A 25659-nucleotide genomic window follows, 5' to 3' on the forward strand; every position below is an offset into this window, starting at 1 on the left:
GATCCTAGTTTATTGACAGATCATGATCAGGTTTTAATCGATCAAGTGATTGAAGAGTATCCGTATTTTCAAGCGGCTCATGCATTAAAACTTAAACTTCTTAAAAATCAGAACAGCTTTAAATACAATAGCTTTTTAAGAAAAACAGCTTCTCGAACTACAAAGCGTAGTATTTTATTTGATTTTATAACAAAAAAAGAATTTCATCAATTAAATATTGCTGATAAAATTGAGCAGGATCGCCAAGAGATGTCCACCTTTGAAAAAGAATTAGGTATTTCTCAAAAAGAAGCTGAACAGCTTGATGACCCTGAATTATTCATTGAAAAGGAATCTAAACAATTAGAATTTTCTAAAGATGATAAACATTCTTTTGATGAATGGTTAACCTACCTCAATGTGAAACCATTGCAAGATAAAGAGAAATCAGATGGAACTCAAAGCGAAGAATCAGAAGAAGAAAGACCTGAAATTAAAGCGCAATTAAAAGTTATAGACCAATTTATTAAAGATAATCCTAAGATAAAACCTCAAAAAAAGAAGTTGAAATCTGAGGTTATCAAGCTAAAACAAACCGATCCTGGGCAAATGATGACTGAAACTTTAGCAAATGTTTATGTCGAACAAAAAAGATATGATAAAGCAATTCAGGCTTTTAATATATTAATTTTGAAAAATCCCAAAAAAAGTGGTTTATTTGCAGACCGAATAAAAGAAATAAAAAAGTTTCAAGAAAATAATATAAAATGAGTACATTTTCCATATTCCTAACATTAATCGTTATCGTAGCCTTTTTATTAATCGTAGTTGTCATGGTACAAAACCCTAAAGGCGGCGGTTTATCATCATCTTTTGGTGGCGGTGGTTCTCAGCAAGTTGGTGGCGTTAAGCAAACTTCAGACTTTTTAGACAAAAGTACTTGGGCTTTGGCAACACTCTTGTTAGTTCTCATTTTGCTAGCTAACTCTAGCATTATTGGAAGCAAAAATGTTGGTGAATCAAAATTACTTGATGGAAATTCTGCTCCTCCTATTGAAAATACAAATAGTACAGACCTTCCTGAGGTTAATAAATAATAGCTATTTTAAAACTATTCAAAATGCCAACTTGTGACAAGTTGGCATTTTTTATTTGCGGTAATGTCAACCGAAACTGACAAAAATAGATTGGCATACTTTTCGAAATATGCTATTCAAAAAAATACTAAAAAAACTTTTATAATGGCAGTAAACATTAAACCTTTATCAGACAGAGTGCTCATCGAGCCTCAAGAAGCTGAAACAAAAACAGCTTCAGGTATTATCATTCCAGAAACAGCAAAAGAAAAACCACAACAGGGAAAAGTTGTTGCTGTAGGTAATGGTAAAAAAGATCATGATATGACCGTTAAGGTTGATGATATTGTTCTTTACGGAAAATTTGCTGGCACAGAGCTTAAGCACGAGGGTAAAGAATACATGATTATGAGAGAAGACGATATTTTAGCAATTGTTTAATTTTTAAAAAATAAAAAATGGCAAAAGACATTAAATTCGATATAGAAGCAAGAAACAGAATTAAACGCGGTGTAGATGCATTAGCTAACGCTGTAAAAATCACATTAGGACCTAAAGGACGTAATGTTGTCATCAGTAAATCATTTGGTGCACCAACGGTTACTAAAGATGGTGTGAGTGTTGCTAAAGAAGTAGAGCTTGAAGATGAGCTTGAAAACATGGGCGCACAAATGGTGAAGGAAGTTGCTTCAAAAACTAACGATTTAGCCGGTGATGGTACAACAACTGCAACTGTTTTAGCACAAGCAATTGTACATGAAGGACTTAAAAATGTTGCTTCAGGTGCAAACCCTTTAGAACTTAAAAAAGGAATTGACAAAGCTGTCGCTGCAATCACTGAAGAACTAGCTAAACAAACAATGGAAGTTGGTGATTCTTCAGATAAAATTAAACAAGTTGCCTCTGTATCAGCTAACAACGATGAGCATATTGGTGAGTTAATCGCTGAAGCTTTTGGTAAAGTTGGTAAAGAAGGTGTCATTACTGTTGAAGAAGCAAAAGGAACAGAAACTTATGTTGATGTTGTAGAAGGAATGCAGTTTGACAGAGGTTACTTATCTCCATACTTTGTAACTGACAGCGAAAAAATGATTGCTGATTTAGAAAGTCCTTACATTCTTATCGTTGATAAGAAAATCAACGCAATGAAAGATCTTTTACCAATTCTTGAGCCAGCTGCTCAAAGTGGTAAACCTTTATTGATTATCGCTGAAGACATTGAAGGTGAAGCATTGGCAACATTAGTTGTCAATAAATTAAGAGGTTCATTAAAGATTGCTGCTGTTAAAGCGCCAGGTTTTGGTGATCGCCGTAAAGCGATGCTAGAAGATTTAGCGATCTTGACAGGCGGAACAGTTATCTCTGAAGAAAGAGGCTTTACTTTAGAAAATGCAACACTCGATATGCTTGGTACAGCTGAGAATATCACAATTGATAAAGACAACACAACAATCGTTAATGGGGCTGGAGATTCAAGCAACATTGAGAACCGTGTGAATCAAATCAAATCACAAATGGAGCAATCTACTAGTGATTATGATAAAGAAAAACTTCAAGAACGTTTAGCTAAACTTTCTGGTGGTGTTGGTGTTCTTTATGTTGGTGCTGCATCTGAAGTGGAAATGAAAGAGAAAAAAGACAGAGTTGATGATGCACTTCATGCAACAAGAGCTGCTGTAGAAGAAGGCATTGTCGCAGGTGGTGGTGTTGCACTTATCAGAGCTTTAAACGTCATCAAAAATATAAAAGCTGAAACAACAGATGAAAACACAGGTTTAAAAATTGTTGCTAAAGCGATTGAAGCTCCATTAAGAACAATCGTTGAAAATGCAGGTGGTGAAGGTTCTGTAGTCATCAACAAAGTACTTGAGGGTGACAAAGGATTTGATGCCAAAACAGAGACATATGTTGACATGTTTGAAGCAGGAATTATCGACCCTAAGAAAGTAACAAGAATTGCACTTGAAAATGCAGCCTCTGTTGCAGGTATGATTTTAACAACCGAATGTGCTCTTGTCGATATCAAAGACGAGAATGAAGGCGCAGGCGGTGGAATGCCTCCAATGGGTGGCGGAATGCCAGGCATGATGTAAGATTTACATTTTCATAAAAAACAATTAGCTGTCTCATTTCGAGGCAGCTTTTTTTGTTTTTAAACTAATCCATTATATTAATGTCTTAGAAACAAGAGATTTTCAATAACTTTAAACTCAAAAATTATTTTAAAATGAAAAAAGTATTACTCCTTGTTGCATTGGTGAGTTTGACAAGCTTAACAGCACAAAATAACCCTGTAACAACTCAACATTCAGTCAATGTTAATGGTCAAAATATCAAATACATTGCTGAAGTTGGGACACTTCCTTTAAAAAATGAAGTCGAAAAGGAAATCGCTTCTATACAATATACCTATTACAAAAAGAGCAATAGCAAAAAAGAAACTCAAGAAAGGCCTCTATTAGTTTCATTTAATGGCGGTCCAGGTTCCGGTTCTGTATGGATGCACTTAGCATACACAGGCCCTCGAGTTTTAAAAATCTCAGATGAAGGTTTTCCTGTTCAACCTTTTGGTTACAAAACAAATCCTCACAGTGTTTTAGACGTCGCTGATATTGTTTATGTTAATCCTGTCAACACAGGTTATTCAAGACCAGTCCGTGATGAAGATGGAAAGTTTGATAAGTCTAAATTTTTTGGAGTCAATGAAGATGTCAATTATTTAGCACAATGGTTAAATCAGTTTGTCACTAAAAAAGATAAATGGTTGGCACCAAAGTTTTTAATCGGTGAAAGTTACGGAACAGCTCGTGTTTCAGGTTTAGCTAGTGCCTTGCAAAACCAACACTGGATGTATTTGAACGGTGTGATTTTAGTTTCTCCGACTGATCTTGGCTTAGATATTTCAGGACCAGTTGAAGTTGCCAATAGATTACCATATTTTGCAGCAGCAGCTTGGTATCATGACAAATTAGATCAGAAATATTTAGACATGCCTATTTTGGATTATCTTGATCAGGTAGAAGATTTTACAATTAATAAATTGACTCCAGCTCTTTTAAAAGGAGGATTTTTAGAAGAAAACATCAAAGAAAATATGGCTCAAAAAATGAGTGAATACGCAGGTATTGATAAAAATATTTTTGTAGAAAATAACTTAAGCGTTTCATATAACTTATTCTGGAAATCTATTAAAAAAGAAGATGGCTTCACGGTTGGTAGGTTAGATTCTAGATACTTAGGTCTTGATGAAAGAGCAGCTGGTGAAAGACCTGATTATAACGCTGAATTGACATCATGGCTACAGGCTTTTACACCTGCAATTAATGCTTACTACAAAAATGAATTAAATTACGACACTGATTTAAAGTATAACATGTTTGGAAGTGTTTATCCTTGGAACAGAAAGAATAACAGAACAGGCAAACAGTTACGTCAAGCAATGGCGCAAAATCCAAGTTTGAATGTCATGATTCAATCAGGATTATATGACGGTGCTACAACTTATTTCAATGCAAAATATGTCATGAGACATATTGATGCAAGCGGTCGTTTACAAGATCGATTTGATTTTAAAACTTACGAAAGTGGTCACATGATGTATCTTAGAAAAGCTGATCTTGAAACTGCAAATAATGACATCAGAGAATTCATTTTAAAATCGATTCCAGAAGATGGAAAACCTATTAAATACTAAACTTCATCATTTAAATAAATGAAAAAAGCCTGAGTTAATATTAACTCAGGCTTTTTTATAATAGCAAACTCAATAGATTATCTTTGATCCATAGGTTTGTAACTTCTTAATTTCTCTCCTGTGTAAACTTGACGTGGACGTCCGATAGGCTCTTTACCTAATCTCATTTCTCTCCACTGTGCAATCCATCCTGGTAAACGACCTAAAGCAAACATCACTGTAAACATTTCAGTTGGAATGCCTAAAGCTCTATAAATAATTCCAGAATAAAAATCAACATTAGGATATAGCTTTCTTTTGACGAAGTAATCATCTTCTAAAGCTTCTTTTTCAAGACCTTTTGCAATATCGAGAATTGGATCTTCAACACCTAAATTACCTAAAACATCATCAGCTGATTTTTTAATGATACGTGCACGTGGGTCAAAGTTTTTGTAAACACGGTGCCCAAAGCCCATCAATCTAAAAGGATCTTCTTTATCCTTAGCTTTTTGCATGTACTTTTTAGTATCACCACCATCTTCTTTTATGCCCTCAAGCATTTCAATCACAGCTTGGTTAGCACCACCGTGAAGTGGTCCCCAAAGTGCAGAAATACCAGCAGAGATAGATGCAAATAAACCAGCATGCGAAGAACCAACAACTCTAACAGTTGACGTAGAACAGTTTTGCTCGTGATCAGCATGTAAAATCAATAATTTATTTAATGCAGAAGCAATCACAGGATCAACTTCGTAATTTTGGTTCGCTTTCTTAAACATCATTTTTAAGACATTCTCAACGTAACCTAAAGAATCGTCACCGTAATCAAGTGGTTGGCCAGTACGTTTTCTCAATGCCCAAGCACAAAGCACTGGGAATTTTGCCAAAAGCTTGATAATCGCATTATACATATCTTCTTTAGACTCAACATTGACTGAAGAAGGGTTAAACGCGATTAAAGCATTAGTTAATGAAGACACAACGCCCATTGGGTGAGCTGATTTCGGAAAGCCATCTAAGATTTTATGCATCTCCTCATCAACATTAGATTCGGCTTTTATGTCATCGTAAAATTTATTTAATTCTGATTCAGATGGTAATTCACCAAAAATCAATAAGTAAGCAACTTCTAAAAAGCTAGCATTCTCAGCTAAGTCTTCAATCGAATAACCTCTATATCTTAAAATACCTTCTTCTCCATTTAAAAAAGTAATTGCACTTTCACAAGAACCTGTATTTTTAAATCCTCTATCCAAAGTAATCAAACCTCCAGTTTGAGCTCTTAAAGTCGATATATCGATAGCATACTCATCTTCTGAACCTTTAGTTACCGGAAATTCATAAAATTTTCCGTCAAATTCAATCTTAGCTTTCATATATTATTATAATTTAATTTCGGTTTTCACAAATTTAATAAATCTAACGCAAACTTAGCCTTTAAGGTTCTTAATTATAATGCTCAAATAGCACGTCTAGCGTTAAATTTTTCAAAAATAAATAGCTTTGCTTACATCTTGATTTTAAAAGCATCTTTTCCTGGGTAATAAGCTAATTCACCAAGGGCTTCTTCAATGCGTAAAAGTTGATTGTATTTTGCCATACGATCACTACGAGAAGCTGATCCAGTTTTGATTTGACCTGTATTTAATGCAACAGCTAAATCAGCAATTGTATTATCTTCAGTTTCTCCAGATCTGTGTGACATCACAGCGGTATAACCAGCATTTTGAGCCATTTGTACTGCTTTAATTGTTTCAGAAAGCGTTCCGATTTGATTCACTTTAATCAATATTGAATTCGCTATATTGTTCTTAATTCCTTTATTTAAACGCTCAACGTTGGTCACAAATAAATCATCACCGACAATCTGCACTTTATCTCCTACTTTTTCTGTTAGAATTTTCCATCCATCCCAATCGTCTTCATCCATTCCGTCTTCAATTGAAATAATTGGATATTTTTCACATAATTCAGCCAAGTAGGAAGCTTGTTCTTCTGATGATCGTATTTGACCTTGATCACCTTCAAACTTTTGGTAATTATATTGACCATCTTCATAAAATTCTGCAGCGGCGCAATCAAGTGCAATCATAATATCTTCTCCAAATTTATAACCTGCAAGTTCAACAGCTTTAGCGATAGAATCAATAGCATCTTCAGTTCCATCAAGTTCTGGCGCAAACCCACCTTCATCACCTACCGCAGTACTCAAGTTTCTTTCTTTAAGGACTTTTTTTAGATTATGAAATATTTCAGAACCCATTTGCATTGCTTGCGTAAAATCTTCAGCTGTCACCGGCATAATCATAAATTCTTGAAAAGCAATTGGCGCATCACTATGTGAACCTCCGTTGATAATATTCATCATTGGCACTGGTAACATATTGGTGTTAACGCCACCGATATAACGATAAAGCGGTAAACCAAGTTCGTTTGCAGCAGCTTTTGCACATGCGATGGAAACACCTAAAATGGCGTTAGCACCTAAAACAGATTTATTGTCTGTGCCATCTAACTCGATAAGAAGTTGATCGATTTCAGATTGCTCAAAAACAGAAATTCCCAATAATGCATCAGCAATAATGGTATTAACGTTATTCACAGCCTTTAAAACGGATTTTCCCATGTAAGCTTTATCATTGTCACGAAGCTCAACAGCCTCGTGTTCACCAGTTGATGCTCCTGATGGAACGGCGAAACGGCCTAAAGTTTCAGTCTCTGTAATGACATCGACTTCAATAGCAGGATTGCCTCTTGAATCAAAAATTTGTCGTGCATGAATATCTAATATTGCGCTCATAATTATTATTTTAGATGAGTCAGCAATTTACGAAATTGCCATATGATAAGGCTCTTTTAATGGTAATAAATCTATCTTAAAAGCATCAATTTCAAACAAGAAACTCCACTTACATTTACGATAAGTGGAGTTTATTTAGTTTAGAATATCTGAGTTTAAGCGTTCTGCATCAATTTGATGAAATCATCAAAAAGATACATTGCATCATTTGGTCCTGGAGAGGCTTCAGGATGATATTGTACTGAAAAAGCTGGTTTTGTCTTATGACGTATTCCAGCCAGAGTATGATCATTCAGATGAACATGCGATAACTCTATATCAGGATGATTTTCTGCAGATTCACGATCGACAGCAAAACCATGGTTTTGTGAAGTCACTTCATCTTTACCAGTTAGTAAATTCTGAACAGGATGATTGATACCTCTGTGTCCATTATGCATTTTGAAAGTCTTTATTCCCAATGACTGAGCAAGAACTTGGTGTCCAAGACAAATGCCAAAATAAGGCATATCAATTTCTAAAAAGTATTGGGCAATTTCATTAGCATTTTTGAGAGGAGATGGATCACCCGGACCATTTGAAACGAAGAAACCATCAAATTTATAGTCTTTAATAGTTTCTAATTTAGTGTCAAATGGAAAAACAGTTAGGCGACAGTTTCTTTTCTTTAGCTCTCTAATGATATTTTGCTTAATGCCTAAGTCTAAAATACCAACATGGTATTGTGGATCATCAACAGCTACTTCATAAATCTCTTTAGTAGAAACCTGAGAAGCAAGCTCTAAGCCATTCATAGATGGATGAGCCGAAAGTTTTTCTTTTAGAAAATCAATACCTAAACTCAATTTACCGATAACAGCATTCATTGCACCATGCTTACGGATGTGTCTGACTAAAGCTCGGGTGTCAACATCTGAAATCGTATGAAGCTTATTTTGAGAGATAAATTCAGAAAGAGAAAGATCGGAATCGGCACGAGAGGGATTTAATGAGAAGTTTTTACAAACCAAACCTGAAATTTGAACTTTAGAAGATTCCATATCTTGATTATTGGTTCCATAATTACCAATATGTGCATTGGTAGTCACCATGATTTGACCAAAATAAGATGGATCTGTAAAGACTTCTTGATAACCTGTCATACCAGTGTTAAAGCAAATTTCACCTAAGGCATAATTAAGGTCACCGACTGCCTTCCCATGAAAAATTGTTCCATCTTGAAGGAGAACGACAGCATTTTCTGTTTGATTATATTTCATAAGTTTAGGGTATAAAAAAAGGGATAAATGCGACTTTATCCCTTTCAATAATTATTTAAGAATTTGAATAGATTTATTCATTATCTTTATTTTCTTCTTTAGAATCCTCAGCAGTTGTTGCTGATTCAGTTTCTTTAGATTTCTTACCTGCTCTACGCGTTGATTTCTTTTTAGAAGATTTTTCATCTAAAGAGTAAACCTCGTTAAAGTCAACTAATTCTATCATTGCCATATCAGCAGCATCACCTAGTCTGTTTCCAAGCTTAATGATACGTGTGTATCCACCTGGTCTGTCAGCAACTTTAGGAGCGACTTCTCTAAACAATTCAGCAACAGCATATTTGTCTTTCAATGAAGAAAAAACCAATCTTCTGTTATGTGTATTGTCAAGTTTTGATTTAGTAATGATAGGCTCAACAAACTTGCGCAAAGCTTTAGCTTTAGCAACAGTTGTGTTAATTCTTTTATGTTGTATAAGAGAACATGCCATGTTAGACAACATCGCTTTTCTGTGCGAAGATGTTCTGCTTAAATGATTAAATTTCTTTCCGTGTCTCATCTTTTAACGTTTTAGACTTTGAGTTAGTCTTTATCTAATTTATATTTTGAAAGATCCATACCGAAATCAAGACCTTTACTTTCGACAAGTTCTTCTAATTCAGTAAGAGATTTTTTACCAAAATTTCTAAACTTCATTAAATCACTTTTGTTGTAAGAAACTAAGTCACCTAAAGTTTCAACTTCTGCAGCTTTTAAACAGTTAAGCGCTCTCACAGATAGGTCAAGGTCAACTAGTTTAGTTTTCAGTAGCTGTCTCATGTGAAGTGATTCTTCATCATAAGTTTCTGCATGTGATAATTCATCAGCCTCAAGTGTAATTCTCTCATCTGAGAATAACATAAAGTGGTGAATTAAAGTTTTAGCAGCTTCTGTTAATGCATCTTTAGGTTGTATAGAGCCATCACCGATAATTTCGAAAACAAGTTTCTCATAATCAGTTTTTTGCTCAACACGATAGTTTTCGATACTATACTTTACATTTTTGATTGGTGTAAAGATAGAATCAACGAAAATAGTTCCTAAAGGTGCTTTATCGTTTTTGTTTTCTTCAGCTGTGACGTAACCTCTACCTTTTTCTAAAGTCAACTCTATATTAAGAGAGACTTTAGAGTCAAGATTACAGATAACCAAGTCTGGGTTTAAGACATCAAATCCAGTAATGAATTTTTGGAAGTCACCAGCTTTTAATTGATCGCTACCTGAAAAAGAGATTGAAACAGTTTCATTATCAACATCCTCAAGTTTTTTTCTAAAACGAACTTGCTTAAGGTTTAGGATAATTTCTGTAACATCTTCTACAACTCCTTTGATCGTTGAAAATTCATGATCGACTCCTTCTATTCTAACAGAAGTAATCGCGAAACCTTCAAGGGAAGAAAGTAAAACTCTGCGCAATGCATTACCAACAGTTAAACCATAACCAGGTTCTAGTGGTCTGAATTCGAATTTACCCTCAAAATCAGTAGAATCAATCATGATTACCTTATCGGGCTTTTGGAAATTAAATAATGCCATAGTTTTTACTGTAAGTGATTATTTAGAGTATAACTCAACTATAAATTGTTCGTTGATGTTTTCTGGAATTTGGATACGCTCAGGAATACTAACATAAGTACCTTCAAGCTTTTCGCTGTTCCATGTCATCCATTCGTAAGTTTTACTCGAATTTGCTAAAGAATCTTTGATAGCGATAAGAGATTTAGATTTCTCTCTAACACCAACAACATCGTTAGGCTTTAATTGATAAGAAGGAATATTAACGAGAGATCCGTTAACAGTAATATGTTTGTGAGAAACAAGTTGTCTTGCAGCTCTTCTTGTTGGAGCTATGCCTAATCTGTAAACAACATTGTCAAGTCTTGACTCACATAATTGTAATAAGATTTCACCAGTAATACCAGCTTTCTTATTTGCTTTTTCGAAAAGGTTTCTAAATTGCTTTTCTAAAATTCCGTAAGTGTACTTCGCTTTTTGCTTTTCAGTTAATTGAAGTGCATACTCTGATTTTTTTCCACGTCTTCTGTTGTTTCCATGTTGACCTGGAGGATAATTTCTTTTTTCAAAAGACTTGTCTTCACCGAAAATTGGTTCACCAAATTTTCTAGCAATTTTAGTTTTTGGACCAGTATATCTTGCCATTTTATAACTTTATTTGTGTCATGGATTAAGGTCTCACTTCCTCCGATGACGTTAGTAATTTAATTAAACGCGACGTCTTTTAGGTGGACGGCAACCGTTATGTGGAATTGGAGTAATGTCAATAATTTCAGTGACTTCTACACCTGAATTATGTAAAGATCTGATTGCAGATTCACGTCCATTACCAGGACCCTTCACATAAACCTTTACTTTTCTTAATCCAAGATCGTAAGCAACTTTTGCAGCATCTTCGGCAGATAACTGAGCAGCGTAAGGCGTATTTTTCTTACTTCCTTTGAAGCCCATCTTACCAGCTGATGACCATGAGATAACATCTCCGTTTTTATTAGATATAGAAACAATAACGTTGTTAAAAGAAGCAAAGATATGTGCTTCACCTATTGAATCTACAACTACTTTTCTTTTCTTAGCTGTTGACTTTGCCATAATTTAATTATTTAGTTACTTTCTTTTTGTTAGCAACTGTTTTTCTTCTCCCTTTACGTGTACGAGAGTTATTTTTAGTTCTTTGGCCTCTTAATGGTAAGCTCATACGATGACGGATACCACGATTACTACCAATGTCCATCAAACGTTTGATGTTCATTTGAACTTCTGAACGTAATTCACCTTCAATGGTAAATTCTGATACAGCACTTCTAATTCTACTTATTTGCTCATCAGACCACTCAGAAACTTTTAAGTTTTCGTCAACGTCTGCTTTTGCTAAAATATCTTTAGCTCTACCGTTCCCAATTCCAAAGATGTATGTTAAAGAAATAACACCTCTTTTTTGTTTAGGAATATCAATACCTGCGATTCTAGCCATAATTATCCTTGTCTTTGTTTAAATTTAGGATTCTTCTTATTAATTACATAAAGTCTGCCTTTTCTACGGACAATTTTGCAATCAGAACTTCTTTTTTTAATTGATGCTCTAACTTTCATAACATTTAATATCTATAAGTTATTCGAGCCTTCGTTAAATCGTAAGGGCTCATTTCTAGTTTTACTTTATCTCCTGGCAAAAGCTTAATATAATGCATACGCATTTTACCAGAGATATGTGCTGTGACAACGTGTTCGTTTTCCAGCTCTACTCTAAACATTGCATTAGACAATGCTTCGATGATCGTTCCGTCTTGTTCTATAGAAGGTTGTTTAGCCATAATTAAGCGACTGCTTTTCTATTTTTACTATTTTTCATTAATCCATCATAATGTCTATTCAACAAGTATGAATTAACTTGTTCAATAGTATCAATTGCTACACCGACCATAATTAATAGTGATGTTCCTCCGAAGAATAATGCCCAACCTTGTTGAACTCCCAATAATGAAATTACAGCTGGGAATACAGCGATAATTGCAAGGAATATAGAACCCGGTAAGGTAATTTGAGACATAATTCTATCTAAAAATTCTGCTGTTTCAGAACCTGGACGTATGCCAGGAATGAATCCACCGCTTCTTTTCAAATCGTCAGCCATCTTATTCGTCGGTACTGTAATCGCAGTATAGAAGAAAGTGAAGACAACAATTAGCAATCCAAACACTAGGTTGTACCAGAATCCAAAAATATCTTGGAATGCTGCGGTAACACCTTGTGCTGCATCGCTTTCTGAAAGACCTGCAACGGCTGCCGGAATAAACATAATTGCTTGCGCAAAAATGATAGGCATAACACCTGAAGCATTTAGCTTTAAAGGAATGAATTGTCTAGCGCCACCAAATGACTGCTTTTCAAACTTACCAGTTGCAGATTTTCTTGCATATTGTACTGGTATTTGTCTGACAGCTCTGACAAGCATAATTGAGCCATAGATAATCACAAACCAAATCACTAATTCAATCAAGATCATTATCAATCCACCATTACTTTCAGAGACACGAGAACTAAGTTCTTGCAAGAAAGCTTGAGGAAGAGTTGCTATAATACCAACCATAATTAATAATGAAATACCATTTCCAATTCCTTTATCAGTAATTCTTTCTCCTAACCACATTGCAAAAATACAACCTGTTGTTAGAATAACCACAGAAGATGCAACGAAAGTAAAAGAACTTTCAAGCAAAAATGCATTTGGAGGAAGCGTGTTAAATAAATTGTAGATATAACCTGGTCCTTGCACTAAAGTAATCCCGATTGTTAACCATCTAGTGATTTGAGTGATTTTCTTTTGACCACTTTCACCTTCCTTTTGAAGTTTTTGAAGATATGGAATGGCTATTGTCATTAATTGAACAACAATAGAGGCAGAGATGTAAGGCATAATACCCAACGCGAAAACAGAAGCATTAGAAAATGCACCTCCAGTAAAAGCGTTTAATAAACCTAACAAACCTCCATCAGTTTGTCTAGCAAGACTGTCTAAAGCTGCTGCATCTACACCAGGAAGAACAACTTGAGCACCAAATCTGTACACCAATAACAAGCCAAGAGTTAAAAGAATACGATTCTTTAACTCTTCGATCTTCCATATATTTTTTAAAGTATCAAAAAACTTCATAAATTTCTGTCTTAAATAGTTTCAATTTTTCCACCAGCCGCTAAAATAGCTTTTTCTGCTGATTTAGAAAATTTATTTGCACTAACGTCAACTTTAGATTTTAATTCTCCAGAACCTAAAACCTTAAGAGGTTTATTTTTATTGATTAAATTAAGTTCGATTAAATCATCTATTGACAATTTATCTGACACTTTTTCATCATCAATAAGCTCTTGAATTTTATCCAAGTTGATTGTTTGATACTCAACACGGTTTGGATTAGTAAATCCAAATTTTGGAAGACGTCTTTGTAAAGGCATTTGACCACCTTCAAAACCAAGCTTACGAGAGTATCCTGAACGAGACTTTGCTCCTTTATGACCTCTACCAGCTGTTCCTCCATTACCTGAAGCTTCACCTCTTCCGCGACGTTGAGATTTTGATTTTACTGAACCTTTGGCAGGTTTTAAATTATGTAACTCCATACTTATATTTCTTCTACAGTAACTAAGTGATTAACTTTGTTGACCATACCTTGAACAGATTTAGATAAATCTAAAGTATTCGATTGGCCAATTCTCTTCAATCCTAAGGCCTCAAGTGTTAACTTTTGATCCTTTCGGCGATTGATCGCGCTTCTAACTTTGGTAACTTTTATTTTTGCCATGATTCTATCCGTTAAAAAGTTTATCAAGTGTAATTCCTCTTTGCTTAGCTATCACCTCAGGACTTCTCAATCTCAGTAAAGCATCAAAAGTAGCTTTGACCATGTTATGAGGGTTTGAAGATCCTTGACTTTTAGATAAAACATCATGAATACCTACAGATTCAAGTACGATTCTGATAGGACCACCTGCGATAACTCCAGTACCTTCTGATGCTGGGATTAAAAGCACACGACCTCCACCATATTTTCCTAAAATTTCATGAGGAATCGTTTTTTTGTAAAGTGGAATTCTCACTAAGTTTTTCTTAGCGTCTTCTACTGCCTTAGAAATTGCTTCTGCAACCTCTTTAGACTTTCCTAAACCTTGACCAACAACACCCTCTTCGTTACCAACGACAACAATAGCAGTAAATCCAAAAGCTCTACCACCTTTCGTTACCTTTGTTACACGTTGAACTCCAACAAGTTTGTCTTTAAGATCAAGTCCGCCAGGTTTTACGGTTTCAACATTTTTATATTTATGAAACATACTTTAAAATTTTAATCCACCCGAACGGGCGCCTTCCGCTAATGATTTAACTCTACCGTGATATAAATACCCTCCTCTATCGAAAGAGACAGCTTCGATGCCTTTATCTAAAGCTTTCTTGGCAATTGCCTCTCCAACTTTAACAGAAGCTTCTGTCTTGTTAAGACCATCAATATTTATATCCTTATCTCTTGATGAAACCGCAGCGATTGTAACGCCTTGAACATCATCAATTAACTGTGCATAAATGCACTTGTTACTTCTATATACAGAAAGTCTAGGTTTATTTTCAGTACCCTTAATGTTCTTACGAACACGATTTCTGATTTTTTTTCTTCTTGCTTCTTTTGAAAATGCCATAACTAAAATTAAGCTGATTTACCTGCTTTTCTTCTTATATATTCTCCAACATACTTCACACCTTTACCTTTGTAAGGCTCTGGAGCTCTAAACGATCTAATTTTAGCAGCGACTTGTGTGACAAGTTGCTTATCAAAAGAACTTAATTTGATAATTGGATTTTTACCTTTTTCACTCACAGTTTCTACCTTAACTTCAGGAGCTAAGTTTAAAACGATGTTATGTGAAAAGCCAATCGCTATATCTAATTTTTGACCTTGACTAGATGCTCTATAACCAACACCAACAAGCTCAAGTTCTTTTGTAAAGCCTTCAGAAACACCTTCAACCATATTGTTGATCAATGCTCTGTATAGACCATGCTTAGATTTCATGTCTTTTTTCTCAGATGGACGCTCAAGTAAAACCTGATTGTCTTCTAACTTCACAGTGATGTCTTCAACTTTTTGTGTCAACTCACCTAATTTACCTTTAACGGTAATCACGTTAGTTTTATCGTCAAAAGTTACTGTGACGCCATCTGGTATATTTACTGGACTTTTTCCTATTCTTGACATTACTTTAATTTTTGATATATTAGTAAACGTAACAAAGGACTTCACCACCAATATGCTCACGCTGAGCTTGTCTTCCTGTCATCACTCCGTGAGAAGTTGACATAATAGAAATACCAAGACCATTAAGGACACGTGGAATTTCTGTATGGTTAGCATATTTCCTTAAACCAGGCTTACTGGCTCTTTCTATATGCTTAATAACAGGATCGTTATTGTGTTTGTCGTACTTTAACGCTATCTTGATGATGCCTTGTTTGCTATCATCCATAAATTTATAACTAAGAATATAACCTTGATCAAATAAGATTTTGGTCATTTCTCTTTTTAAATTAGAAGCAGGTATCTCAACAACTCTATGCTTTGCTAAAACCGCGTTTCTAATTCTTGTTAAATAATCTGCAACTGGATCTATATTCATTTTGATTATTTTTAATTGGTTACCAACTGGCTTTTTTAACGCCAGGAATTAATCCTTTGTTGGCCATTTCTCTGAACATAACACGTGAAAGACCAAATTGCCTCATGTAACCTTTAGGTCTTCCTGTTAATTTACATCTATTATGTAATCTAACTGGAGAAGCATTTTTTGGAAGCTTTTGTAATGCGTCATAGTCACCAGCTTCTTTCAAAGCTTTTCTCTTTTCAGCATACTTATCAACCATTTTTTGTCTTTTCACCTCACGGGCTTTCATTGATTCTTTTGCCATAATTACTTCTTTTTAAAAGGTAAACCTAATTCAGTTAATAATGATTTAGCTTCTTGGTCTGTATTAGCAGTTGTTACAAAACTAATATCTAAACCTGAAATTCTATTGACACGGTCAATATTTATTTCTGGAAAGATAATTTGCTCTGTGACACCTAAGTTGTAATTACCTCTACCATCAAAACCACTTGGATTGATTCCTTGAAAATCACGAACACGTGGAAGTGCTGATGTGATTAAACGGTCTAAGAATTCATACATTCTAAAACCTCTCAAAGTCACTTTAACACCAATAGGCATTCCTTTTCTAAGTTTGAAAGAAGCAACGTCTTTCTTAGAGTAAGTTGTAATTGCTTGCTGACCTGTAATTTGAGCAAACTCTTCTAAAGAGTGATCGATCAATTTCTTATCAGCTATAGCGTCACCAATACCTCTACTAAGAACTATCTTAGTTAATTTAGGCACCTCAAATTTATTTGAATAACTATACTCTTCAGTTAAAGAGTTTAGAATTCTATTTGAATATTCTTCTTTTAATCTTGGTACGTAAGTCATAATTAAATTACTTCTTTTGTCTTCTTAGAAATTCTAAGCTTTTTACCATCCTCATATTTGTAACCAACACGTGTTGTTTGGTTATCCTTAGTGAGTAGCGATACATTAGATATATGGATAGGTGCTTCTTTTTCAGCAATTCCACCTTGTGGATTTGAAGCTGAAGGCTTCTGGTGCTTAGAAATCATTCCTACACCTTCAACAATAAGTCTATCTTTATCTTTAAGGATTTTCACTACTTTACCCTCTTTGCCTTTGTCTTCACCCGCAATTACGCGAACTTGATCATCTACTTTTATCTTAAACTTTTTCATGTTAAATAGATTAAAGCACTTCTGGTGCTAGTGATATAATTTTCATGAATTTGTTATCTCTCAATTCTCTAGCGACTGGGCCAAAAACACGAGTTCCTCTCATTTCCCCTGTTGGGTTTAATAAAACACAAGCGTTATCATCAAAACGAATATACGATCCATCTGGACGTCTTATTTCCTTTAAAGTTCTAACAACAACAGCTGTTGAAACAGCACCTTTCTTGATAGCTCCGTTAGGAGTTGATTCTTTAACACTGACCACAACTTTATCACCAACAGACGCATAACGTCTCTTAGTACCACCGAGCACTCGAATAACAAGCACTTCTTTTGCGCCAGTATTGTCTGCTACTTTTAATCTTGATTCTTGTTGTACCATTTTATTTTGCTCTTTCTATTACATCAACTAACCTCCAGCGTTTTGATTTGCTCATAGGTCTAGTTTCCATAATCTTTACAGTATCGCCTTCTTTGCATGTGTTTTCTTCATCATGCGCAACATACTTCTTCGTGTTCAAAACGAACTTTCCGTATAATGGATGCTTCATTTTCTTCACCTCAGAAACAACAATAGATTTTTCCATTTTGTTGCTTGTAACGATACCGATACGTTCTTTTCTTAAGTTTCTTTTTTCCATGTTAATTAGAATTATTCTAATTCTCTTTTTGAAATCTCTGTATAGATTCTCGCTATAGTTCTTCTCTCTTCTTTAATTTGAGATGGATTATCTAAAGGAGATACTTGATGAGTTAATTTTAACTCATTCAATTTTGCTTGTGAATTTGTCAATGCTTCTTGTAAATCAGACACTGACAATTCTTTTATTTCAGACTGCTTCATCATATTATTATTCTTGGTAGTCTCTAGCTACAATAAATTTAGTTTTCACAGGTAATTTTTGAGCTGCAAGACGTAAAGCCTCTTTTGCAACTGCTTCAGGCACTCCGCCTATTTCAAAAATAATTCGTCCTGGCTTAACAACTGCAGCATAATATTCAACCGCACCTTTACCTTTACCCATTCTTACTTCTAGAGGCTTTTTTGTAATTGGCTTGTCTGGAAAAATTTTAATCCATAACGAACCTTCTCTTTTCATGTAACGAGTAGCAGCAATACGCGCAGCTTCTATTTGACGTGAGTTAATAAAAGAAGCGTCTAAAGATTTTATTCCAAAAGTTCCGTTTGAAAGTCTATGCCCTCTTCCGGCATTACCTTTCATTCTTCCCTTCTGATGTTTACGATACTTTGTCCTTTTTGGCTGTAACATTTTTTAATCTTTATTGATTAATTACTTTCTACGACGTGCTTTACGACGTGCTTTTCCTTTATTATCCTTCTTAGACATGCCGACTAACGGAGAAAGTTCACGTTTTCCATAAACTTCACCTTTCATAATCCACACTTTAACACCCAAACGACCGTAAGTCGTATGCGCTTCAGCTAAAGCATAATCAATATCAGCTCTAAAAGTTGATAAAGGAATTCTTCCTTCTTTGTACGATTCAACACGCGCCATTTCTGCGCCATTCAATCGTCCTGAAATTTGGATTTTAATCCCTTCTGCATTCATTCTCATAGCAGCCGCAATAGCCATTTTTGTTGCTCTTCTATAAGAAATTCTGTTTTCGATTTGTCTTGCAACACTAGCTGCAACCAATTCTGCATCAAGTTCTGGTCTTTTGATCTCAAAGATATTGACCTGAACTTCTTTGCTTGTAATCTTTTTAAGCTCTTCTTTTAACTTGTCTACCTCTTGACCACCTTTCCCGATAATAATACCAGGACGAGCAGTAGTGATAGTAACGGTTACAAGTTTAAGTGTGCGCTCAATGATTACACGCGATACGCTCGCTTTTGAAAGACGTGCATGGATATACTTTCTAATTCTGTCGTCTTCGGCAAGATTATCTCCATAATCGTTACCACCGTACCAGTTAGATTCCCAACCTTTAATGATACCAAGTCTGTTACCAATTGGATTTGTTTTTTGTCCCATATTCTTCCTTAGCTTTGCGTATTATTATTTTCACCAAGTATCAACGTTACATGGTTTGATCTTTTACGAATTCTATGCGCACGACCTTGCGGTGCTGGACGCAATCTTTTTAGCATACTTCCACTATCTACTTTAATTTCTTTGACGTACAAGTCAGCAGTTTCGATATCCTGATCCTCGTTTTTTTGCTGCCAATTTGAAATTGCAGATAATAATAGTTTCTCTACTCTACCTGAAGCTTCTTTAGTAGAAAACTTCAAAAGATTTAAGGCATCATTGACTTTCTTTCCTCTGACAAGGTCAGCAACAAGCCTCATTTTTCTTGGCGAAGTCGGACAGTTATTCAACTTAGCAAAAGCAAGATCTGCTTTAGCCTCTTTCAGTCGAGCTGCACTTTCTCTTTTTCTTACTCCCATGACTTATTACTTTTTACCTTTGTTTTTAGATCCTTGATGACCTCTAAATGTTCTCGTTGGAGAAAACTCTCCTAACTTATGTCCGACCATGTTTTCTGTAACAAAAACAGGCACAAACTGTCTCCCGTTGTGAACGCCAATTGTTTGACCAACGAAATCAGGGACAATCACAGATGCTCTTGACCAAGTCTTGATAACATTTTTCTTACCAGACTCAACATTCTGAGCAACCTTTCTTTCTAATTTATAATGGACAAATGGTCCTTTTTTTAATGAACGAGCCATATCTATTATTTCTTTTTACGTTCTATAATGTGCTTATTGCTTTGCTTAGTTCTAGATCTTGTCCTAAAACCTTTAGCTGGCAGTCCTTTTCTTGATCTTGGATGACCTCCTGAAGACTTCCCTTCACCACCACCCATAGGGTGATCAACTGGGTTCATAACTACTGGTCTAGTTCGTGGTCTTCTTCCTAACCAACGTGTACGACCTGCTTTACCTGAGACGATTAACTGATGGTCACTGTTAGAAACAGCTCCAACCATAGCTAAACAATCACCAAGCACCATACGAACTTCACCTGAAGGCAGCTTAATCGAGACGTAGCGCCCCTCTCTAGCTGTCAATTGAGCAAAAGTTCCTGCACTTCTCGCTAAAACAGCTCCTTGCTCTGGCCTAAGCTCAACACAAGAAATAATAGTACCAAAAGGAATTTTTGACAATGGCATGGCGTTACCAACTTCTGTTGGAACATTATCGTCTCCTGAAATAATTGACTGCCCAACTTTCAATCCGTTTGGCGCGATGATATATCTTTTCTCACCATCTTCATATTTCAATAAAGCGATATAAGCCGTACGGTTTGGGTCATATTGTATTGACTCAACGACAGCTTCTACACCTTTCTTATCTCTTTTAAAATCGATAAGCCTGTATCTTCTCTTATGACCACCACCGATGTAGCGCATGGTCATTTTCCCTTGGTTGTTACGACCACCAGACTTTTTTATCGGAAAAAGTAATGACTTTTCCGGCTTATCAGTTGTTACAACGTCGTTATTGTTGACAACTTTAAAACGCTGGCCTGGAGTTACTGGTTTTAATTTTTTAACCGACATTCTATCTTTTTAAAGATTATTATATATATCAATAGTGTCTCCTTCAGAGACTTTGATCATTGCTTTCTTGTAAGAGTTAGTCTTACCAGATACAATTCCTGTCTTCGTATATCTTGTCTTAAATTTAGGCAAAACACGCATAGTTCTTACTTGGTCTACTGAAACACCATAAGTAGATTCGACCTCATTCTTGATCTGAACCTTATTTGCTTTCTCATCAACTAAGAAAACAAAAGTGTTAGCTGTCTCACTTAAATGTGTAGACTTTTCAGTAATTAATGGTTTAATAATGACACTCATAATTAATTTATTTACCTAAAATTTCTTGCAAAGACTCAATTTGCGACTCAGCGATGTATAATACATTAGAATTCATAACAGCGTAAGTGTTTAATTCTGAATGACTTACAACATTTGAGCGCTCTAAATTTCGCGCTGACAAATATACATTTTTATTTTCTGCATTCAACACAAATGTAGATTTTTTATCAGTTGCCTTAAATGCTTCTAAAACTTTAATAAAGTCTTTCGTTTTTGGTGCATCAAAAGAAAAATCTTCGATAACAAACAAATGATCAGCTGCCATTTTCTGTGACAATGCCGAACGACGTGCTAAACGTTTAACTTTTTTATTAAGCTTTTGACTATAATCACGAACTCTAGGACCAAAAACACGTCCACCACCTCTAAAGATTGGAGACTTAATACTACCAGCACGTGCTGTACCAGTACCTTTTTGTTTTTTAATCTTACGAGTACTTCCTTTAATCTCAGCTCTTTCTTTTGCCTTATGCGTTCCTTGACGTTTATTAGCTAAGTGCTGCTTAACATCTAAATAGATCGCATGATCGTTTGGCTCAATAGCGAATACAGAATCTAAAATATCGATTTCTCGTCCTGTCTTCTGGCCATTTATATCTAAAACTGCTACTTTCATTATTTAAGAATAGTTACGTAAGAGTTTTTACTTCCTGGAACGCACCCTTTAATAACAAGGATATTTTTCTCAGGAACAACTTTTAAAACTCTAAGATTTTGAACTTTAACTTTTGTGTTTCCCATTTGACCAGCCATTCTCATCCCTTTGAAAACTCTTGCAGGATAAGATGCAGCACCTACAGAACCTGGAGCTCGAAGGACGCTTTGCTGACCATGTGTTTTTGTAGACCCTCTAAAGTTGTGTCTCTTGACAACACCCTGAAAACCTTTACCTTTTGATGTACCTTGAACATCAACAAATTCTCCTTCAGAGAAAATATCAACAGTCACTGCATCACCTAAAGCATGTTCTTCTTCAAATCCTTGAAATTCGATAACTTGTCTCTTAACAGAAGTGCCAGCTTTTTTGAAGTGACCTAAGTCAGCTTTGGTGGCATTTTTGTCTGATTTGTCATCGAAACCAAGTTGAAGAGCACTATACCCGTCAACCTCTTCGGTTCTGACTTGGGTAACGATACACGGGCCAGCTTCGATTACTGTACATGGAATGTTATTTCCATTTTCATCGAAAAGGCTAGTCATACCGATTTTCTTTCCTATTAACCCAGACATATTTATAATTTATAAATTAATTAAACTTTAATTTCTACTTCAACACCACTAGGCAACTCAAGCTTCATCAACGCATCTATCGTTTTTGATGAAGAACTGTAGATATCTAGCAATCTCTTGTAAGAGTCCAATTGAAATTGTTCTCTCGCTTTTTTATTAACGTGTGGAGATCTTAAAACCGTAAAGATTTTTTTCTTTGTTGGTAAAGGAATTGGTCCAGTCACAACAGCTCCTGTCGTTTTCACAGTCTTAACAATCTTTTCAGCAGATTTATCTACTAGATTGTAATCGTATGATTTTAATTTTATTCTAATTTTTTGACTCATGATACTTATTATTCGTTTGATCCTGTTGCTGCCTTAATAACTTCTTCCGAAACATTAGAAGGCGTTTCTTTATATTCTGCAAACTCCATTGTAGAAGTTGCACGACCTGATGATAATGTTCTTAAAGTTGTAACGTAACCAAACATTTCTGATAATGGCACATCTGCTTTAATTACCTTAGCACCTGAACGATCAGACATATCATTAACCTGACCTCTTCTTCTGTTCAAATCACCGACAATATCACCCATACTCTCCTCTGGAGTTACAACTTCAACCTTCATGATTGGCTCAAGAACAACAGCTCCAGCTTTTTTTGCAGAAGCCCTATAACCCATTTTTGCAGCCAACTCAAATGATAATTGATCTGAATCCACAGGGTGGAATGAACCGTCAGTTAAAGTCACTTTTAAGCTATCCATTTTAAAACCAGCCAAAGGACCGTTTTTCATAGACTCTTTAAATCCTTTTTCTACTGAAGGAATAAATTCTTTAGGAATACGACCTCCTTTAATTTTATCAACAAACTGAAGTCCAGTTCCTTCAAAATCATCATCTACAGGCCCCATCTCAAATACAATATCAGCAAACTTACCACGACCACCTGATTGTTTCTTATAGACCTCACGGTGTTCGGCAGATTTAGTAACAGCTTCTTTATATTCAACTTGTGGCTCACCTTCATTAACTTCAACTTTGAATTCACGCTTTAAACGATCAACTAAGATTTCGATATGCAACTCTCCCATACCTGAAATAATTGTTTGACCTGAAGCTTCATCAGTTTTAACCTGGAAAGTTGGATCTTCTTCTGCTAATTTAGACAAAGCAACACCGAGTTTTTCAACATCTGCTTTTGTTTTAGGCTCAACAGCAATACCGATTACAGGATCAGGAAACGTCATAGACTCCAAAACAATAGGAGAATCAAGACTAGTTAATGTATCACCTGTTTTAATATCTTTAAAACCAACAGCCGCTCCAATATCTCCAGCTTCAATACGATCGATAGGCTCTTGTTTATTAGAGTGCATTTGATACATTCTAGAAATTCTTTCTTTTTTTCCAGAACGGTTATTTAAGACATACGACCCTGCATCTAACGATCCTGAATAAGTTCTAAAAAATGCCAAACGACCTACGAAAGGATCAGTAGCAATTTTAAAAGCTAAAGCAGAAAATGGTGAGTTAACATTTGGTTTTCTAGATTCAGGCTCACCTGTTTCTGGATTTTCACCTTCAATCGCCTCTACATCAACTGGTGATGGCAAGTAGCGCATCACACCATCAAGCATAGCTTGAACACCTTTATTTTTGAAAGCAGAACCACACATCATCGGAATGATCGACATGTCAATTGTTGCAGCTCTTAAAGCAGAAATGATTTCATCTTCAGTGATCGAGTTCTCATCTTCAAAAAACTTCTCCATCAACTCTTCATCATATTCAGCAACAGCTTCAACAAGCTCAGCTCTATACTTATTAACATCCTCTACAAGTTCTTCAGGAATCTCAATTTCCGTATAAGTCATACCGAAATTTTCATCATCCCAAACGATTGCTTTTTTAGATATTAAATCAACAACACCTTTAAAATCAAGCTCATCTCCGATAGGAACCTGCAATGGAACTGGGTTACCACCTAACATTTCCCTTACCTGATTACACACGTTAAAGAAATCAGCACCCTGTCTATCCATTTTATTTACAAAACCTAAACGAGGAACTTTATATTTATCAGCTTGCCTCCACACTGTTTCCGACTGTGGCTCAACACCATCAACCGCACTAAACAATGCAACAACACCATCCAAAACTCTTAATGAACGCTCAACTTCAACTGTAAAATCAACGTGACCAGGTGTATCGATAATATTAACGACATATTCTTGATCTCTATAATTCCATGTACAGTGCGTTGCTGCAGAAGTAATTGTAATACCTCTCTCCTGCTCTTGCTCCATCCAGTCCATAGTTGCAGCTCCTTCATGAGTCTCTCCAATCTTATGGTTAACCCCAGTATAGAATAAAATTCTTTCTGAAGTTGTCGTTTTTCCGGCATCAATGTGGGCGGCGATACCTATATTTCTTGTATATTTTAAATCTCTTTGTGCCATTATGTTTTAGAATCTAAAATGTGAGAATGCTTTGTTTGCTTCAGCCATTCTGTGCGTATCAACACGCTTCTTCACTGCAGCACCTTCCTCTTTGGCAGCAGCAAGTACTTCAGCTGCTAGCTTAGCAGACATTGTTTTTTCGTTTCTTTTTCTAGAGTATCCAATCAACCACTTCATAGCAATTGAAATTTTACGATCTGGTCTAATTTGTGCTGGAATCTGAAAAGTCGCACCACCAACACGTCTACTTCTCACTTCAACGTGAGGCATAACGTTCGATAAAGCGTCCTTCCAAACTTCTAATGCAGTCTTTTCATCATCTTGCTTTTTTTCTTCAACAAGATCCATTGCATCATAAAAAATCTTAAATGCAATTGATTTCTTACCATCCCACATCATCATGTTCACAAATCGAGTCACTAATTGATCACCAAACTTTGGATCTGGCAATAGCGGTCTTTGTTTAACTTGTTTTTTTCTCATGTCTTTGCTTTAAGTATTTTTTATTTCTTTGGACGTTTTGCACCATACTTAGAGCGCCTCTGCAAACGACCTTCTACACCAGCTGTATCAAGTGCTCCACGCACAATATGATATCTTACTCCTGGTAAATCTTTTACTCTACCGCCTCTAACTAATACTATCGAGTGTTCTTGTAGATTGTGCCCTTCTCCTGGGATGTAAGCGTTTACTTCCTTACCATTTGTCAATCTAACTCTGGCTACTTTACGCATAGCTGAGTTAGGTTTCTTTGGTGTTGTTGTGTAAACACGTGTACATACTCCACGACGTTGAGGACAAGAATCTAAAGCCACCGATTTACTCTTCTTAGTCATCGAGCGTCTTCCGTTTCTTACTAACTGTGAAATTGTTGGCATAATTTTGCTTAAATTATTTAATCTTTTTTAAGGTTTGCAAATGTATTAAAATAATTTTATTTGACAAATATTAATTCATTAATTATCAATA

The 25659-nt window shown here is 35.5% G+C and carries 40 protein-coding genes; 5 read left to right on the forward strand and 35 right to left on the reverse strand.

Annotation, left to right across the window (positions count from 1 at the left end):
* Positions 1 to 45 precede the first annotated feature (45 nt).
* From BLV84_RS00360 to BLV84_RS00380, 5 genes are all read left to right on the forward strand, one after another.
* Positions 46 to 750 (forward strand): hypothetical protein, encoded by a 705-nt coding sequence (locus BLV84_RS00360; protein WP_143521303.1) that lies wholly within the window; start codon positions 46 to 48, stop codon positions 748 to 750.
* Positions 747 to 1076 (forward strand): preprotein translocase subunit SecG, encoded by a 330-nt coding sequence (gene secG / locus BLV84_RS00365; RefSeq protein ID WP_093237802.1) that lies wholly within the window; start codon positions 747 to 749, stop codon positions 1074 to 1076. The genes BLV84_RS00360 and secG overlap by 4 nt, the downstream gene beginning before the upstream one ends.
* 144 nt (positions 1077 to 1220) lie before the next feature.
* Positions 1221 to 1496, forward strand: a complete 276-nt coding sequence (locus BLV84_RS00370; protein ID WP_093238745.1) for a co-chaperone GroES — start codon at positions 1221 to 1223, stop codon at positions 1494 to 1496.
* Between the two features lie 17 nt (positions 1497 to 1513).
* Complete coding sequence (groL, locus tag BLV84_RS00375; RefSeq protein WP_093237805.1) at positions 1514 to 3148, forward strand: chaperonin GroEL; 1635 nt, start codon at positions 1514 to 1516, stop codon at positions 3146 to 3148.
* A 134-nt stretch (positions 3149 to 3282) separates the two neighbouring features.
* The gene (locus tag BLV84_RS00380; RefSeq protein ID WP_093237808.1) at positions 3283 to 4749 is read left to right on the forward strand and encodes a S10 family peptidase; all 1467 of its coding nucleotides are present in this window, start codon (positions 3283 to 3285) and stop codon (positions 4747 to 4749) included.
* Positions 4750 to 4826: 77 nt separating this feature from the next.
* Here BLV84_RS00380 and BLV84_RS00385 read toward each other — a convergent pair whose 3' ends face one another.
* From BLV84_RS00385 to rpsL, 35 genes are all read right to left on the reverse strand, one after another.
* Positions 4827 to 6107, reverse strand: coding sequence for a citrate synthase (locus BLV84_RS00385; RefSeq protein ID WP_093237811.1), 1281 nt, complete (start codon positions 6105 to 6107; stop codon positions 4827 to 4829).
* Positions 6108 to 6238: 131 nt separating this feature from the next.
* Positions 6239 to 7531: a phosphopyruvate hydratase gene (gene eno, locus BLV84_RS00390; protein ID WP_093237814.1), complete on the reverse strand. Its 1293-nt coding sequence runs from the start codon at positions 7529 to 7531 to the stop codon at positions 6239 to 6241.
* A gap of 155 nt (positions 7532 to 7686) precedes the next feature.
* Positions 7687 to 8790, reverse strand: coding sequence for a glutamine-hydrolyzing carbamoyl-phosphate synthase small subunit (gene carA, locus BLV84_RS00395; RefSeq protein WP_093237817.1), 1104 nt, complete (start codon positions 8788 to 8790; stop codon positions 7687 to 7689).
* Between the two features lie 73 nt (positions 8791 to 8863).
* Positions 8864 to 9349, reverse strand: a complete 486-nt coding sequence (gene rplQ / locus BLV84_RS00400; protein ID WP_093237819.1) for a 50S ribosomal protein L17 — start codon at positions 9347 to 9349, stop codon at positions 8864 to 8866.
* 23 nt (positions 9350 to 9372) lie between these two features.
* Positions 9373 to 10365 (reverse strand): DNA-directed RNA polymerase subunit alpha, encoded by a 993-nt coding sequence (locus BLV84_RS00405; protein ID WP_093237822.1) that lies wholly within the window; start codon positions 10363 to 10365, stop codon positions 9373 to 9375.
* 18 nt (positions 10366 to 10383) lie between these two features.
* On the reverse strand, positions 10384 to 10989 hold the full coding sequence (rpsD, locus tag BLV84_RS00410) for a 30S ribosomal protein S4 (protein WP_093237825.1): 606 nt from the start codon (positions 10987 to 10989) through the stop codon (positions 10384 to 10386).
* Positions 10990 to 11052: 63 nt separating this feature from the next.
* On the reverse strand, positions 11053 to 11436 hold the full coding sequence (gene rpsK, locus BLV84_RS00415; RefSeq protein WP_093237828.1) for a 30S ribosomal protein S11: 384 nt from the start codon (positions 11434 to 11436) through the stop codon (positions 11053 to 11055).
* Positions 11437 to 11443: 7 nt separating this feature from the next.
* The gene (gene rpsM, locus BLV84_RS00420) at positions 11444 to 11818 is read right to left on the reverse strand and encodes a 30S ribosomal protein S13 (RefSeq protein ID WP_093237830.1); all 375 of its coding nucleotides are present in this window, start codon (positions 11816 to 11818) and stop codon (positions 11444 to 11446) included.
* 2 nt (positions 11819 to 11820) lie between these two features.
* The gene (gene ykgO, locus BLV84_RS00425) at positions 11821 to 11937 is read right to left on the reverse strand and encodes a type B 50S ribosomal protein L36 (protein ID WP_003442659.1); all 117 of its coding nucleotides are present in this window, start codon (positions 11935 to 11937) and stop codon (positions 11821 to 11823) included.
* A 5-nt stretch (positions 11938 to 11942) separates the two neighbouring features.
* Positions 11943 to 12158 (reverse strand): translation initiation factor IF-1, encoded by a 216-nt coding sequence (infA, locus tag BLV84_RS00430; RefSeq protein ID WP_073192298.1) that lies wholly within the window; start codon positions 12156 to 12158, stop codon positions 11943 to 11945.
* A 2-nt stretch (positions 12159 to 12160) separates the two neighbouring features.
* Complete coding sequence (gene secY, locus BLV84_RS00435; RefSeq protein WP_093237835.1) at positions 12161 to 13498, reverse strand: preprotein translocase subunit SecY; 1338 nt, start codon at positions 13496 to 13498, stop codon at positions 12161 to 12163.
* An 11-nt stretch (positions 13499 to 13509) separates the two neighbouring features.
* The gene (gene rplO, locus BLV84_RS00440; protein ID WP_093237837.1) at positions 13510 to 13962 is read right to left on the reverse strand and encodes a 50S ribosomal protein L15; all 453 of its coding nucleotides are present in this window, start codon (positions 13960 to 13962) and stop codon (positions 13510 to 13512) included.
* A gap of 2 nt (positions 13963 to 13964) precedes the next feature.
* A complete protein-coding gene (rpmD, locus tag BLV84_RS00445) occupies positions 13965 to 14144 on the reverse strand; it encodes a 50S ribosomal protein L30 (RefSeq protein ID WP_093237839.1) in 180 nt (59 codons plus the stop codon).
* A 4-nt stretch (positions 14145 to 14148) separates the two neighbouring features.
* Positions 14149 to 14673, reverse strand: coding sequence for a 30S ribosomal protein S5 (gene rpsE / locus BLV84_RS00450; protein ID WP_093237841.1), 525 nt, complete (start codon positions 14671 to 14673; stop codon positions 14149 to 14151).
* Positions 14674 to 14676: 3 nt separating this feature from the next.
* Entirely contained in the window at positions 14677 to 15033 is a 357-nt protein-coding gene (gene rplR / locus BLV84_RS00455) for a 50S ribosomal protein L18 (RefSeq protein ID WP_093237843.1), read from the reverse strand.
* 8 nt (positions 15034 to 15041) lie between these two features.
* Positions 15042 to 15590, reverse strand: a complete 549-nt coding sequence (gene rplF, locus BLV84_RS00460) for a 50S ribosomal protein L6 (RefSeq protein WP_093237845.1) — start codon at positions 15588 to 15590, stop codon at positions 15042 to 15044.
* Positions 15591 to 15609: 19 nt separating this feature from the next.
* Positions 15610 to 16008, reverse strand: coding sequence for a 30S ribosomal protein S8 (gene rpsH, locus BLV84_RS00465; protein ID WP_093237848.1), 399 nt, complete (start codon positions 16006 to 16008; stop codon positions 15610 to 15612).
* Positions 16009 to 16027: 19 nt separating this feature from the next.
* A complete protein-coding gene (gene rpsN / locus BLV84_RS00470) occupies positions 16028 to 16297 on the reverse strand; it encodes a 30S ribosomal protein S14 (protein WP_093237851.1) in 270 nt (89 codons plus the stop codon).
* A gap of 2 nt (positions 16298 to 16299) precedes the next feature.
* On the reverse strand, positions 16300 to 16851 hold the full coding sequence (gene rplE / locus BLV84_RS00475; RefSeq protein WP_093237854.1) for a 50S ribosomal protein L5: 552 nt from the start codon (positions 16849 to 16851) through the stop codon (positions 16300 to 16302).
* A 2-nt stretch (positions 16852 to 16853) separates the two neighbouring features.
* Positions 16854 to 17165 carry a 50S ribosomal protein L24 gene (gene rplX, locus BLV84_RS00480; RefSeq protein ID WP_093237857.1) on the reverse strand — a complete coding sequence of 104 codons (312 nt, stop codon included), beginning with the start codon at positions 17163 to 17165 and terminating at the stop codon, positions 16854 to 16856.
* A 10-nt stretch (positions 17166 to 17175) separates the two neighbouring features.
* Entirely contained in the window at positions 17176 to 17544 is a 369-nt protein-coding gene (gene rplN / locus BLV84_RS00485) for a 50S ribosomal protein L14 (protein WP_093237860.1), read from the reverse strand.
* A gap of 1 nt (position 17545) precedes the next feature.
* On the reverse strand, positions 17546 to 17803 hold the full coding sequence (rpsQ, locus tag BLV84_RS00490; RefSeq protein ID WP_093237863.1) for a 30S ribosomal protein S17: 258 nt from the start codon (positions 17801 to 17803) through the stop codon (positions 17546 to 17548).
* Between the two features lie 11 nt (positions 17804 to 17814).
* Positions 17815 to 18009, reverse strand: a complete 195-nt coding sequence (gene rpmC / locus BLV84_RS00495) for a 50S ribosomal protein L29 (RefSeq protein ID WP_394330486.1) — start codon at positions 18007 to 18009, stop codon at positions 17815 to 17817.
* A gap of 4 nt (positions 18010 to 18013) precedes the next feature.
* Positions 18014 to 18433 (reverse strand): 50S ribosomal protein L16, encoded by a 420-nt coding sequence (gene rplP / locus BLV84_RS00500; protein WP_093237866.1) that lies wholly within the window; start codon positions 18431 to 18433, stop codon positions 18014 to 18016.
* 21 nt (positions 18434 to 18454) lie between these two features.
* On the reverse strand, positions 18455 to 19162 hold the full coding sequence (gene rpsC / locus BLV84_RS00505) for a 30S ribosomal protein S3 (protein WP_093237869.1): 708 nt from the start codon (positions 19160 to 19162) through the stop codon (positions 18455 to 18457).
* Between the two features lie 8 nt (positions 19163 to 19170).
* Entirely contained in the window at positions 19171 to 19578 is a 408-nt protein-coding gene (gene rplV / locus BLV84_RS00510) for a 50S ribosomal protein L22 (RefSeq protein ID WP_093237872.1), read from the reverse strand.
* 6 nt (positions 19579 to 19584) lie between these two features.
* Positions 19585 to 19863 carry a 30S ribosomal protein S19 gene (gene rpsS / locus BLV84_RS00515; protein ID WP_093237875.1) on the reverse strand — a complete coding sequence of 93 codons (279 nt, stop codon included), beginning with the start codon at positions 19861 to 19863 and terminating at the stop codon, positions 19585 to 19587.
* Between the two features lie 5 nt (positions 19864 to 19868).
* On the reverse strand, positions 19869 to 20696 hold the full coding sequence (gene rplB / locus BLV84_RS00520; protein WP_093237878.1) for a 50S ribosomal protein L2: 828 nt from the start codon (positions 20694 to 20696) through the stop codon (positions 19869 to 19871).
* 9 nt (positions 20697 to 20705) lie between these two features.
* Positions 20706 to 20996: a 50S ribosomal protein L23 gene (gene rplW / locus BLV84_RS00525; RefSeq protein ID WP_093237881.1), complete on the reverse strand. Its 291-nt coding sequence runs from the start codon at positions 20994 to 20996 to the stop codon at positions 20706 to 20708.
* A 7-nt stretch (positions 20997 to 21003) separates the two neighbouring features.
* Positions 21004 to 21633, reverse strand: coding sequence for a 50S ribosomal protein L4 (rplD, locus tag BLV84_RS00530; RefSeq protein WP_093237884.1), 630 nt, complete (start codon positions 21631 to 21633; stop codon positions 21004 to 21006).
* The gene (rplC, locus tag BLV84_RS00535; protein ID WP_093237887.1) at positions 21633 to 22247 is read right to left on the reverse strand and encodes a 50S ribosomal protein L3; all 615 of its coding nucleotides are present in this window, start codon (positions 22245 to 22247) and stop codon (positions 21633 to 21635) included. Before rplC ends, rplD begins: the two co-directional genes overlap by 1 nt.
* 20 nt (positions 22248 to 22267) lie before the next feature.
* Positions 22268 to 22573, reverse strand: a complete 306-nt coding sequence (gene rpsJ, locus BLV84_RS00540) for a 30S ribosomal protein S10 (protein ID WP_093237890.1) — start codon at positions 22571 to 22573, stop codon at positions 22268 to 22270.
* A gap of 8 nt (positions 22574 to 22581) precedes the next feature.
* The gene (gene fusA / locus BLV84_RS00545; RefSeq protein WP_093237893.1) at positions 22582 to 24690 is read right to left on the reverse strand and encodes an elongation factor G; all 2109 of its coding nucleotides are present in this window, start codon (positions 24688 to 24690) and stop codon (positions 22582 to 22584) included.
* Between the two features lie 6 nt (positions 24691 to 24696).
* Positions 24697 to 25173 (reverse strand): 30S ribosomal protein S7, encoded by a 477-nt coding sequence (gene rpsG, locus BLV84_RS00550; RefSeq protein ID WP_093237897.1) that lies wholly within the window; start codon positions 25171 to 25173, stop codon positions 24697 to 24699.
* 20 nt (positions 25174 to 25193) lie between these two features.
* Positions 25194 to 25568, reverse strand: a complete 375-nt coding sequence (gene rpsL / locus BLV84_RS00555; RefSeq protein ID WP_093237901.1) for a 30S ribosomal protein S12 — start codon at positions 25566 to 25568, stop codon at positions 25194 to 25196.
* Positions 25569 to 25659 lie beyond the last annotated feature (91 nt).

The sequence above is a fragment of the Psychroflexus halocasei genome, from assembly GCF_900107595.1.
Taxonomy (GTDB): domain Bacteria; phylum Bacteroidota; class Bacteroidia; order Flavobacteriales; family Flavobacteriaceae; genus Psychroflexus; species Psychroflexus halocasei.